This is a genomic window from Pseudomonas sp. P39-UII1 (assembly GCF_039672635.1).
Taxonomy (GTDB): domain Bacteria; phylum Pseudomonadota; class Gammaproteobacteria; order Pseudomonadales; family Pseudomonadaceae; genus Aquipseudomonas.
Genome location: NZ_JBDFPP010000011.1, coordinates 130220 through 142180, shown reverse-complemented (window position 1 = coordinate 142180; position 11961 = coordinate 130220). Strand labels below are relative to the sequence as shown.

Annotated in this window: 9 protein-coding genes; 4 read left to right on the top strand and 5 right to left on the bottom strand. The window is 63.7% G+C overall.

Translation table 11 applies throughout. The features are described from left to right. Window positions 1-140 precede the first annotated feature (140 nt). From ABEH27_RS15965 to pcaC, 4 genes are read left to right on the top strand one after another with little or no spacing between them, the layout of a single operon-like run. A complete protein-coding gene (locus ABEH27_RS15965) occupies window positions 141-1430 on the top strand; it encodes an MFS family transporter (RefSeq protein ID WP_346614528.1) in 1290 nt (429 codons plus the stop codon). Window positions 1431-1439: 9 nt separating this feature from the next. Next, window positions 1440-2792 carry a 3-carboxy-cis,cis-muconate cycloisomerase gene (locus ABEH27_RS15960; protein ID WP_346614527.1) on the top strand — a complete coding sequence of 451 codons (1353 nt, stop codon included), beginning with the start codon at window positions 1440-1442 and terminating at the stop codon, window positions 2790-2792. 11 nt (window positions 2793-2803) lie between these two features. Further along, a complete protein-coding gene (pcaD, locus tag ABEH27_RS15955; RefSeq protein ID WP_346614526.1) occupies window positions 2804-3595 on the top strand; it encodes a 3-oxoadipate enol-lactonase in 792 nt (263 codons plus the stop codon). Between the two features lie 10 nt (window positions 3596-3605). Continuing rightward, entirely contained in the window at window positions 3606-4004 is a 399-nt protein-coding gene (pcaC, locus tag ABEH27_RS15950; protein WP_346614525.1) for a 4-carboxymuconolactone decarboxylase, read from the top strand. A gap of 74 nt (window positions 4005-4078) precedes the next feature. Here pcaC and ABEH27_RS15945 read toward each other — a convergent pair whose 3' ends face one another. The 5 genes from ABEH27_RS15945 to ttgB all read right to left on the bottom strand — a co-directional run bounded on the left by ABEH27_RS15945 (window position 4079) and on the right by ttgB (window position 11961). Continuing rightward, window positions 4079-4603: an Mpo1-like protein gene (locus tag ABEH27_RS15945; protein ID WP_346614524.1), complete on the bottom strand. Its 525-nt coding sequence runs from the start codon at window positions 4601-4603 to the stop codon at window positions 4079-4081. Window positions 4604-4727: 124 nt separating this feature from the next. After that, window positions 4728-5651, bottom strand: a complete 924-nt coding sequence (locus ABEH27_RS15940; protein ID WP_346614523.1) for a LysR family transcriptional regulator — start codon at window positions 5649-5651, stop codon at window positions 4728-4730. Between the two features lie 207 nt (window positions 5652-5858). Then, a complete protein-coding gene (locus ABEH27_RS15935) occupies window positions 5859-7112 on the bottom strand; it encodes an OprD family porin (RefSeq protein WP_346614522.1) in 1254 nt (417 codons plus the stop codon). 245 nt (window positions 7113-7357) lie between these two features. Then, window positions 7358-8812, bottom strand: coding sequence for an AdeC/AdeK/OprM family multidrug efflux complex outer membrane factor (locus ABEH27_RS15930; RefSeq protein WP_346614521.1), 1455 nt, complete (start codon window positions 8810-8812; stop codon window positions 7358-7360). Then, window positions 8809-11961, bottom strand: coding sequence for a multidrug efflux RND transporter permease subunit TtgB (gene ttgB, locus ABEH27_RS15925; RefSeq protein WP_346614520.1), 3153 nt, complete (start codon window positions 11959-11961; stop codon window positions 8809-8811). The genes ABEH27_RS15930 and ttgB overlap by 4 nt, the downstream gene beginning before the upstream one ends.

Sequence of the window (11961 nt, the reverse complement as noted above, 5' to 3'; positions counted from 1 at the left end):
GCCTCCTTTGTGGGCGCAGGCTTGTCCCGCGAAGAGGCCGTATCTGTAAGACCCAAGGCTAATGGCCAGCCCCAAAGCGGAACGAGTGTGTTACTAGGTATGTCTAGACTTACCTAGGACCCTCCAGGAGTAAAATCGTCATGACCTCAGCCTATTACACCGGCGAAGAGCGCAGTAAGCGCATCTTCGCCATCGTCGGTGCCTCTTCAGGCAACCTGGTGGAATGGTTCGACTTCTACGTCTACGCCTTCTGTGCGATCTACTTCGCCCCGGCCTTCTTCCCCTCCGACGACCCGACCGTGCAGTTGCTCAATACCGCCGGCGTGTTCGCTGCGGGCTTTTTGATGCGCCCGATTGGGGGCTGGATTTTCGGCCGCCTGGCCGACCGCCATGGCCGCAAGAATTCCCTGATGATCTCGGTGCTGATGATGTGTTTCGGCTCCTTGATGATCGCCTGCCTGCCCACCTATGCCAGCATCGGCACCTGGGCCCCGGCACTGCTGTTGCTGGCCCGCCTGATCCAGGGCCTTTCGGTGGGTGGCGAGTACGGCACCACCGCTACCTACATGAGTGAAGTAGCACTGCGCGGCCAGCGCGGTTTCTTCGCCTCGTTCCAGTACGTCACCCTGATTGGCGGCCAGTTGCTGGCAGTGCTGGTGGTGGTGATCCTGCAACAGCTGCTGACCGAAGACGAGCTGCGCGCCTGGGGCTGGCGCATCCCCTTCGTGGTCGGCGCCATTGCCGCCCTGATCTCGCTGATGCTGCGCCGTTCGCTGCACGAAACCAGCAGCGCCGAAACCCGCAACGACAAGGACGCAGGCTCGGTCAAAGGCCTGTTCCGCAACCACGCTGCAGCCTTCATCACCGTGCTCGGCTACACCGCCGGCGGCTCGCTGATCTTCTACACCTTCACCACCTACATGCAGAAGTACCTGGTGAACACGGCCGGCATGACCGCCAAGAACGCCAGCTACGTGATGACCGGTGCGCTGTTTCTGTTCATGGTGCTGCAGCCGTTCTTCGGCATGCTTTCGGACCGTATCGGCCGGCGTAATTCGATGCTGCTGTTCGGTGCCCTTGGTACGCTGTTCACCGTCCCGTTGCTGATGGCGCTGAAGACCGTCAGCAGCCCGTTCATGGCCTTCGTGCTGGTCAGCCTGGCGCTGTGCATTGTCAGTTTCTACACCTCGATCAGTGGCCTGGTGAAGGCCGAGATGTTCCCGCCACAGGTGCGGGCACTGGGTGTGGGCCTGGCCTATGCGGTAGCCAACGCACTGTTCGGGGGTTCGGCGGAATACGTAGCCCTGGGTTTGAAAACCCTCGGCATGGAAAACACCTTCTACTGGTACGTGACGGCGATGATGGCGATTGCGTTCCTGTTCAGCCTGCGCCTGCCGAAGCAGGCGGCGTACTTGCACCATGATGATTAAGGACGTGGCATGACCAACCAGCTGTTCGACGCCTACTTCACGGCCCCGGCCATGCGCGAGATTTTCTCTGACCGCGGCCGCCTGCAGGGCATGCTCGACTTCGAAGCCGCCCTGGCCCGCGCCGAGGCTGCCGCCGGGCTGGTGCCGCACAGCGCGGTCGCCGCCATCGAGGCTGGCTGCCAGGCCGAGCGCTATGACGTGCGTGCGTTGGCCGATGCCATCGCCACCGCCGGCAACTCGGCGATCCCGATGGTCAAGGCGTTGGGCAAGGTGATCGCCAGCGGCGTGCCCGAGGCCGAGCGTTATGTGCACCTGGGTGCGACCAGCCAGGATGCGATGGATACCGGCCTGGTGCTGCAGTTGCGTGATGCCCTGGCGCTGATCGAGGGCGACCTCGCCACATTGGCCGAGACCTTGTCGCGCCAAGCCCTGCTGCATGCCGACACGCCGCTGGTGGGGCGTACCTGGCTGCAGCACGCCACCCCGGTGACCCTGGGCATGAAGCTGGCCGGTGTGCTCGGCGCCTTGACGCGCCACCGTCAACGCCTTCAGGAACTGCGCCCGCGGTTGCTGGTGCTGCAGTTTGGCGGTGCCTCGGGCAGCCTGGCGGCCCTGGGCAGCAAGGCGTTGCCGGTCGCCGAAGGCCTTGCCGAACAGCTAAAGCTGACCTTGCCTGAGCAACCCTGGCACACCCAGCGCGACCGCCTGGTGGAGTTCGCCTCGGTGCTGGGCCTTGTGGCCGGTAGCCTGGGCAAGTTCGGCCGCGACATCAGCCTGCTGATGCAGACCGAGGCAGGTGAAGTATTCGAGCCTTCCGCACCTGGCAAAGGCGGTTCATCGACCATGCCGCACAAGCGTAACCCGGTGGGCGCGGCGGTGCTGATCGGCGCCGCCACCCGTGTGCCGGGCCTGCTTTCGACGCTTTACAGTGCCATGCCCCAGGAGCACGAGCGCAGCCTCGGCCTGTGGCATGCCGAGTGGGAAACCCTGCCAGATATCTGCTGCCTGGTTTCAGGCGCCTTGCGCCAGGCCCAGGTGATCGCCGAGGGCATGGAAGTGGACGCCGAGCGCATGCGCCGCAACCTCGACCTGACCCAAGGCCTGGTGCTGGCCGAGGCGGTAAGCATCGTCCTGGCCCAGCGCCTTGGCCGCGACCGCGCCCACCACCTGCTGGAACAATGCTGCCAGCGCGCCGTCGCCGAGCAGCGCCACTTGCGCGCCGTGCTGGGTGACGAGCCGCAGGTCACGGCCGAGCTGACCGAGCAAGAGCTCGACCGCCTGCTCGACCCTGCCCATTACCTCGGCCAGGCCCGCGTCTGGGTGGCGCGCGCCGTGGCTGAACATCAACGTTTCACTGCCTGAAGGAGACCGCTGTGGCGCAATTGCAACTGGCCGATGGCGTATTGAACTATCGACTCGATGGCCCGGACGATGCCCCGGTGCTGGTGCTGTCCAACTCGCTGGGTACCGACCTTGGCATGTGGGACAGCCAGATCCCGATGTGGAGCGAGCACTTCCGGGTGCTGCGTTACGACACCCGTGGGCACGGCGCTTCGCTGGTCACCCAGGGCCCTTACAGCATCGAACAGCTGGGCCGCGACGTGCTGGCGTTGCTGGATGCGCTGGATATCGCCCACGCGCACTTCGTCGGCCTGTCGATGGGCGGCCTGATCGGCCAGTGGCTGGGCATCAATGCGGGCGATCGCCTGCACAGCCTGACCCTGTGCAACACTGCGGCGAAGATCGCCAATGACGAGGTGTGGAACACCCGTATCGACACCGTGCTCAAGGGCGGCCAGCAAGCCATGGCCGACCTGCGCGATGCCTCCATCGCCCGCTGGTTCACCCCCGCGTTTGCCGAGGCTCAGCCTGAGCAGGCGCAGCGCATCTGCCAGATGCTTGCGCAAACTTCCCCTGAAGGCTACGCCGGCAACTGCGCGGCCGTGCGCGATGCCGATTTCCGCGAGCAACTGGGCCGTGTCCAGGTGCCAACGCTGATCGTCGCCGGCAGCGAAGACGTGGTGACCACGCCGGAGCATGGTCGCTTCATGCAGGCCGCCATCATCGGTGCTACCTACGCCGAGTTCCCGGCCGCGCACCTGTCCAACGTCGAAATCGGCGAGGCGTTCAGCCGCCGCGTGCTCGACTTCCTGCTGGCTCGCTGAGGATTACGCCATGGATGAGAAACAACGTTACGACGCCGGTATGCAGGTACGCCGCGCGGTACTGGGCGATGCGCACGTGGACCGCAGCCTGGAGAAGCTCAATGACTTCAACGGCGAGTTCCAGGAGATGATCACCCGGCATGCCTGGGGCGATATCTGGACCCGCCCGGGCCTGCCGCGGCACACCCGCAGCCTGATCACCATCGCCATGCTGATCGGCATGAACCGCAACGATGAGCTCAAGCTGCATTTGCGCGCCGCCGCCAACAACGGCGTGACGCGTGACGAGATCAAGGAAGTGCTGATGCAAAGCGCGATCTACTGCGGCATTCCGGCGGCCAATGCCACGTTCCACCTGGCCGAGTCGGTGTGGGACGAGTTGGGGGTAGAGTCTCGCCAGCACGATTGACTGCACCGGCCTCATCGCCGGCAAGCCGGCTCCCACAGGGATTGCAGCGCTGCCAACGATGAGGCCAGTGACGACTAGATGGCTGCCTTCTTGTGCCGCAGCGCCACCGGGCCGGCATTGGCCTCCACGGCGCGTTTGAGCTCCGGGCACAAGCCCAGCATGAATGCCGCTTCCGCCACCACGAACAGCGGGCCGATGATCAACCCGCTGATGTCGTCGACGAACGCCGGTTTGCGGCCTTCGTAATGATGCCCGACGAACTGGATGATCCAGCCCACCACGAACGCCCCCAGCCCGGCGCTGAGCCACAGCGCGGTGGTTTGCACCGCCAGCACTTGGCCAAGCCACAGGCACAGGCCCAGCAGCAGGCCCATGACCAACCCGAAGCGCAGGTCCAGGCGCAGGTAGAACCACACTGCGGCCGCCGCCGCCAGCAGGGCAGGGGACAGCCACATGCCCGCCACGTCCCAGCCCGGGCGCGACAGCAAGACGGTCACTGCCACCACGATCAGCGGAATGCCGATGAAATGCGTGCCGATGTTGCGCGGGTCGCGGTGGTAATTGGCGTATTGGCTCAGGTGTTCGACGAGGTTTTTCATTGTTGTTCCTCCCTGGTTTACCTGTTCAGTTGTGCTGGCTGTGCCGGCAGGCCCGCTCCCGCAGCGTGGGCGCGAAGAGGCCAATACTGATCAGAATAGCGCGAAGCTCACCATCATCATCCGTTCAGCGAATGGCAGCACTGCGCACGGGCGCATCCAGCCCAACCAGGGTCTCGATCATCGCCCGTGCGGCCGGTGACAGGCGGTAGCCGCTACGGCTGACCACACCGCAGCGGACACTCAGCACCTCCAGAGCCGGCGGCAGGTTGCGCCAGTGCAGGCGCACCAGGCGCCCTGCGGCCAGGTCGTCGGCCACGGCTTCCTCGCTGGCGGTGCCGATGGCATCGGTGGCTTGCACCACGCTGCGCAGCACCGCCAGGTGTTCGGTCTGCAGGTGCGGGGTGAAGTCGCTGCGCCCACTGAGGTTGGCCAGGCGCTTGCGGACTCCGGGGGCGAGCAGAGCGCTGGCCAGGGGGTAGGCGAACAGGTCGTTGGTCGACAAGCTGTCCTTTGCCAGCAGCGGATGCCCGGGGCGGCAGAAGAACAGCCCCGGGCGCGGGCTGAGCGGTTCGGTGTGGAAGTTGGCGTCGGCTTCGAACGGGCGGATGTCATCGACAAAGAATTCGATCTGTTCACGGCGCAGGGCCTGGCCGAGGCGTTCGGCATTATCGACCAGCAGCGCGGTGCGGATGCCAGGGTGGGTACCGATGAAATGCCGCAACGCTTCAGGCACCAGGCGCACGGCCAGGGCCGGGCCGCTGCCGAAATGCAGTTCGCCGGCGTCGAGCTTGGTCATCTGCAGCACTTCGTTGCTCAACTGCGCGGCGCCCTGTACCAGGCGCCGGGCGTGTTGCAGCACCACCAGCCCTTCAGGCGTCGGTGGCAGTGCCTTGCTGGCGCGGTCGACCAACGGGCAGCCGAAAGTCTGCTCCAGGCCCTGGATAGCACGGCTGAACGCGGGCTGGGTGATACCCATGGCTTCGGCGGCACGGACGAAACTGCGGTACTCGGTGAGGGCAATGAAGTAGCGCAGTTGGCGAAGGTCCATGTCGAGGCTCTGCGGCGGATCGGACGTCGATTTAAGCTGTTACCGCATATGTCGTCAATGAAGGATTATGTAGGTTGTTATTCGATAAAGTTATTTTAGGGTTTGCCCGCCTCTTCGCGGGCAAGCCCGCTCCTACAGGAAATGCGCAGACTTGGAGTGAGCGCAATCCCTGTAGGAGCGGGCTTGCCCGCGAAGAGGCCGGTAAAGTCAGAGCAGATTCAGCGGATAACTCACAATCAACCGGTTCTCGTCGAACGAGTTGGTGCTGAAGTCGCGGCGCATGGTCGAGTTGCGCCATTTCACCGATAAATCCTTGAACGAACCCGATTGCACCACATAGGCCAGTTCGGTCTCCCGGGCCCATTCCTTGCCATCGTCAACACCGCCCGCGGTGACATTGTCACCCTTGATATAGCGGTTCATCAGCGTCAGCCCAGGGATACCGACACTGACGAAGTTGAAGTCGTGGCGCACCTGCCAGGAGCGTTCCTTGGCGTTGTCGAAGCTCGAGTTGTAACTGTCGTTGGCCAAGGTGCCACCGCTGGTGCCGTTGACCCGCAGCCAGGCATCGTCGCCGCTGACTTTCTGCAAACCGACGTAGAAAGTGTTGCCTTTGTAGCGCGCCGAGAGCATCGCCGAAGCGGTGCGGTTGTCGAGTTGGCCGGCGCGTTCGGCGCCATCTTCCTTGCCGATGAAATAGCCGAGGTTGGCGCCCAGTGTCCATTCGCCGAGTGGCTGGCTGTGCACCAGGTTGAGGTATTGCTGGCGGTAGATGTCCTTGAGCTGGGCATCCCACAAGCCGATCATGGTGCGCTTGTCGTTGAAGGTGTACTCACCGCCGCCGAAATTGAAGCGGTCGGAGGTGAAGGCCGCACGGCCGTTGAGCGACATGTCTTCCATGCTGGCATCGTTGCGCGGGCTGTTGCCGCGGAACTGGCCGGCGTACAGGGTCAGGCCGTCGATTTCCTTCGAGGTAAGCTGGCCGCCGCGGAAGGTCTGCGGCAGTGAGCGGCCGTCATCCGAGCGCAGGATCGGCAACACCGGCATCCATTCACCGACTTTCAATTCGGTTTGCGACAGCTTGGCTTTCAGTGCCACGCCCAGCCGGCCGAAGTCGTCGGCGGGGCGGCCATCGTCGTGTACCGGCAGCAGGTGGGTATTGGTGGTGCCTTTACCGCCATCGAGCTTGACCGAGTACAAACCCAGTACGTCCACGCCGAAACCCACGGTGCCCTGGGTGAAACCGGAGCGGGCATCGAGGATGAAGCTTTGCGTCCATTCTTCGCCTTTGGCCTGGGGGTGGGCCGGGTCGACGAAGTTGCGGTTGATGTAGAAGTTGCGCAGGTTGAGGCTGGCTTTGGCGTCCTCCATGAAACCGCCTTCGGCGGCAAACGCGTGGAACGCGCAGGACATGGCCAACAGGCCGGGCAGCAGCTGGCGTGCGGGGTGCGAAGTGCTCATCTGTCGTGGATCTCTTGTTTTTATTGGCGAACCGCTGTGCTGCAGGATGCGGCCTGCAGGGCGGTCTTTTTTGATGAACGTGGGTAACGTTGCTGGGTGCGATGGTGCGGGGAAGGGAAGGGGCGAGGCAATTCGTCGCACACGGTAGCGGGCGATAATCGAACGGAATGTTCCGGTTGGTTAATTTTTTATGGTGGCAAAAAAAAGCCCACCGCGAGGGTGGGCTTGAGGTCGCAGCCGTTGGGTCAGCCCTTCGGTGTATTCACCGAGGCCTGCTGATTGGCTTGGCCGGTCCGCTCGTACCAGCCGCCACCCAGCGCCTTGTACAAGTTGACCTCGCTGGTCAGCTGCGACAGGCGATCGGTGATCAGTGCCTGCTGGGCGCTGAACAGGTTGCGCTGGGCGTCGAGGAAGGTCAGGTTGCTGTCGATGCCGATGCGGTAACGGCGTTCAGCCAGGCGGTAGTAGTCCTGGTTCGCTTGCACCAGGTCACGTTGCGCCTGCAACTGCTCTTCGAAGGTCTTGCGCGCCGCCAGGCCATCGGAGACTTCCTGGAAGGCGGTCTGGATGGTCTTTTCGTACTTGGCGACGTTGATGTCCTTCTGAATCTTCGAATAGTCCAGGCTGGCCTTCAGGCTGCCGGCGTTGAAGATCGGCAGGTTGATCTGCGGCTGGAACAGCCAGGTACCCGAACCGCCCTTGAACAGCCCGTCCATGTCCGGGCTCAGGGTACCCGCGTTGGCGGTCAGGCTGATGCTCGGGAAGAACGCAGCACGCGCAGCGCCGATGTTGGCATTGGCAGCTTTCAGCAGGTGCTCCGCTTCCTGGATGTCCGGGCGGCGGGTCAGCAGGTCGGAGGGCAGGCCCGCCGGAACCTCGGCCAACTGGTCGGCATCGAGTTTCAGCGGGGCCGGCAGGTTGGCCGGCACGCCGGTGCCGAGCAGCACGGCCAGGCTGTTGACGTCCTGGGCGACCAGGCGCTGGTACTGTGAGTACTTGACCCGGGCGCCTTCCACGGCGGTGCGTGCCTGGCTCAGGTCCAGCGCCGACGCCACACCTACCTCGTTGCTGCGGCGGGTGAGGTTGTAGCTTTCCTCATAGGTCTTGAGGGTGTCTTCGGTCAGCTTGAACAGCGCCTGGTCGGCCTGCCAGGTGTAGTAGGCGTTGGCCACGCTGGCCACCAGGGCGATCTGCGTGGAACGGCGCGCCTGCTCACTGGACAGGTAGGTCTCCAGGGCCTGCTCGGTCAGGCTGCGTACGCGGCCGAACAGGTCCAGCTCATAGGCGCTGACGCCCAGGGTGGCCGAGTACTGGCTGGTGATGTTGGATTCGCCGGTGGTCGACATGTTGGCCGGCACGCGCTGGCGGCTGCCGCTGCCGGTGGCCGAAACCGCCGGGAACAGGTCGGCACGCTGGATGCGGTACTGGGCGCGGTAGGCGTCCAGGTTCAGCGCCGCGACGCGCAGGTCGCGGTTGTTCACCAGCGAGGTCTGGATCAGCTGCTGCAGTGCCGGGTCCTGGAAGAACTGGCGCCAGCCCTGTTCAGCGGCGGCCACGTCGGCCGACTGGGTCGGCGAGTATGCAGGGCCTTGCGGCCACTGCTGGGCCACCGGGGTTTCCGGGGTCTGGTAATCAGGGATCAGCGAGCAGCCGCCAAGAATGAAAGCGGTTACCGCCAGGGACAACAAAGACTTGGTCATTGCCCAGCCTCATAACGTGGAGTTTCAGGGGTGGCGTCTTTTTTCGGCTCTTTGCTGCCGAACAGCGACGACACTGCGACGAAGAATAGCGGTACCCAGAAGATTGCCAGGATGGTTGCGCTGATCATGCCGCCGATCACGCCGGTGCCGATGGCGTGCTGGCTGCCCGCGCCGGCGCCGCTGGCGATGGTCAACGGTACCACGCCGAGGATGAACGCCAGCGAGGTCATGATGATCGGGCGCAGACGCATGCGGCACGCCTCGATCGCTGCGTCGTACAGGCTGCTGCCTTGCTCATGCAGTTCCTTGGCGAATTCGACGATCAGGATGGCGTTTTTCGCCGCCAGGCCGATGGTGGTCAACAGGCCCACCAGGAAGTACACGTCGTTGGACAACCCGCGCAGGCTGGTGGCAATCAGCGCACCGATGATACCCAGCGGTACTACCAGCACGACGGCGATCGGGATCGACCAGCTTTCATACAGTGCTGCCAGGCAGAGGAACACGAACAGTACCGAGAGGGCGAACAGCGCCGGCATTTGCGAGCCGGAGAGTTTTTCCTCGTAGGACATGCCGGTCCAGGAGAAGCCGATACCGTCCGGCAACTCGCCCGCGATACGCTCCACCTCGGCCATGGCGTCACCGGTACTGTAGCCCGGGGCCGGTGCACCGAGGATTTCCATCGCCTCGACGCCGTTGTAACGGGAGAGCTTGGGCGAACCGTAGGTCCACTCGCCTTTGGCGAACGAGGAGAACGGCACCATCTCGCCAGCACCGTTGCGCACGTACCACTTCTGCAGGTCTTCAGGGCTCATACGGGCGTTTGGTTCACCCTGGATGTACACCTTCTTGACCCGGCCGCGGTCGATAAAGTCGTTGACGTAGCTGGCACCCAGGGCAATCGACAGGGTGTTGTTGATGTCGGCGATGGTCACGCCCAGGGCGCTGGCACGTTCGTCATCGATGGTCAGCTGGTACTGCGGCTCATCGTTCAGGCCGTTCGGGCGCACGGCACTGAGCACCTTGCTTTGTGCCGCTTTGGCCAGGAACTGGTTGCGTGCTTCCATGAGTTTGGCATGGCCGACACCGCCGCGGTCCTGCAGGAACACGTCGAAGCCGGTGGCGTTACCCAGTTCGAGTACGGCAGGCGGCGCGAAGGCGAACACCATCGCATCGCGGAAGGTAAAGAAGTGCTGCTGGGCGCGCTCAGCCAGGGCGAACACACTGTTCTCCTTGGACCGCTCGCCCCACGGCTTGAGCATGATGAACGCCATACCGGAGCTCTGGCCGCGGCCGGCGAAGTTGAAACCGTTGACGGTGAACACCGACGATACGGTGTCTGCTTCGTCTTTGAGCAGGTATTCACGCATCTGGTCGACCACCACCTGAGTGCGCTCGGCACTGGAGCCTGCCGGGGTTTGCACCTGGGCGAACAGTACGCCCTGGTCTTCCTCAGGCAGGAACGCCGTTGGAATACGGGCGAACAGCCAGATCATGCCGACCACGATCAGGGCATAGGCGAGCAGGAACGGCACCTTGTTGCGCAAGATGGTACCGACGCTGCGCTCGTAGCCGTTTACGCTGCGGTCGAAGTTGCGGTTGAACCAGCCGAAGAAACCGCCCTTGGCCACATGGTGCTCGCCCTTCTTCAGCGGCTTGAGCATGGTGGCGCACAGCGCCGGGGTGAAGATCAGCGCCACCAGCACCGACAGGCCCATGGCCGAGACGATGGTGATGGAGAACTGCCGGTAGATCACACCCGTGGAGCCGCCGAAGAAGGCCATCGGCAGCAGTACCGCCGACAGCACCAGGGCGATACCCACCAGGGCGCCCTGGATCTGCTCCATCGAGCGCTTGGTCGCCTCCTTGGGCGGCAAGCCTTCCTCGGACATCACCCGTTCGACGTTTTCCACCACGACGATGGCGTCGTCCACCAGCAAGCCGATGGCCAGGACCATGGCGAACATGGTCAGGGTGTTGATGCTGAAGCCCGCAGCGGCAAGGATGCCGAAGGTACCCAGCAATACCACCGGTACGGTCATGGTGGTAATGATGGTGGCGCGGAAGTTCTGCAGGAACAGGTACATCACCAGGAACACCAGGACCACGGCTTCGATCAGGGTGTGGATTACCCCGCTGATCGATTCGGTGACCACCGGGGTGGTGTCATACGGGAATACCGCTTTCACCCCAGGCGGGAAGAACGGTTCCAGGTCGCTGATGGTCTGGCGCAGCGCCTTGGCGGTGTCCAGGGCGTTGGCCCCGGTCGCCAGCTTGACCGCCAGGCCGGATGCCGGCTTGCCGTTGAACTGGGCGCTGACGGCGTAGTTCTCGCCACCCAGGCCTACCTGGGCGACATCACCCAGGCGCACTTGCGAACCGTCCTTGTTGACCTTGAGCAGAATCTTCTCGAACTGCTCGGCGGTCTGCAGGCGGGTCTTGCCGATGATGGTCGCGTTGAGCTGGGTGCCCGGCAGTGCAGGGAGGCCGCCGAGCTGGCCGGACGATACCTGCACGTTCTGCGCGGCAACTGCGGTCTTGACGTCGACCGGGGTCAGCTGGAACTTGTTCAGCTTGGCCGGATCCAGCCAGATACGCATGGCGTACTGGGCACCGAACACCTGGAAGTCACCTACACCGGCGGTCCGCGAGATCGGGTCTTGCATGTTGGAGACGATGTAGTTGGCCAAGTCATCCTTGGTCATGCTGCCGTCTTCGGACACCAGGCCGATCACCAGCAGGAAGTTCTTCACTGCCTTGGTCACGCGGATACCTTGCTGCTGCACCTCTTGCGGCAGCAGCGGGGTGGCCAGGTTCAGCTTGTTCTGTACCTGTACCTGCGCGGTGTCGGCATTGGTGCCTTGCTCGAAGGTGGCCGTGATGGTCATGCTGCCGTCGGAGTTACTCTCCGAAGACACATAGCGCAGGTTGTCGATACCGTTGAGCTGCTGCTCGATCACCTGCACCACGGTGTCCTGCACGGTCTGCGCCGAAGCGCCCGGGTAGGTCACGGCGATGGCGATGGCCGGCGGCGCGATGCTTGGGTACTGGTTGATCGGCAGCTTCAGGATCGACAAGGCGCCGACCAGCATGATCACCAAGGCAATCACCCAGGCGAAGATCGGGCGATCGATAAAGAACTTCGACAT

Coding starts and splice junctions, on each gene's coding strand:
- ABEH27_RS15945 (WP_346614524.1), bottom strand. CDS start 4,603: ATGAAAAACCTCGTCGAACACCTGAGCCAATACGCCAATTACCACCGC.
- ABEH27_RS15935 (WP_346614522.1), bottom strand. CDS start 7,112: ATGAGCACTTCGCACCCCGCACGCCAGCTGCTGCCCGGCCTGTTGGCC.
- ABEH27_RS15930 (WP_346614521.1), bottom strand. CDS start 8,812: ATGACCAAGTCTTTGTTGTCCCTGGCGGTAACCGCTTTCATTCTTGGC.
- ABEH27_RS15960 (WP_346614527.1), top strand. CDS start 1,440: ATGACCAACCAGCTGTTCGACGCCTACTTCACGGCCCCGGCCATGCGC.
- ttgB (WP_346614520.1), bottom strand. CDS start 11,961: ATGTCGAAGTTCTTTATCGATCGCCCGATCTTCGCCTGGGTGATTGCC.
- ABEH27_RS15965 (WP_346614528.1), top strand. CDS start 141: ATGACCTCAGCCTATTACACCGGCGAAGAGCGCAGTAAGCGCATCTTC.
- pcaC (WP_346614525.1), top strand. CDS start 3,606: ATGGATGAGAAACAACGTTACGACGCCGGTATGCAGGTACGCCGCGCG.
- ABEH27_RS15940 (WP_346614523.1), bottom strand. CDS start 5,651: ATGGACCTTCGCCAACTGCGCTACTTCATTGCCCTCACCGAGTACCGC.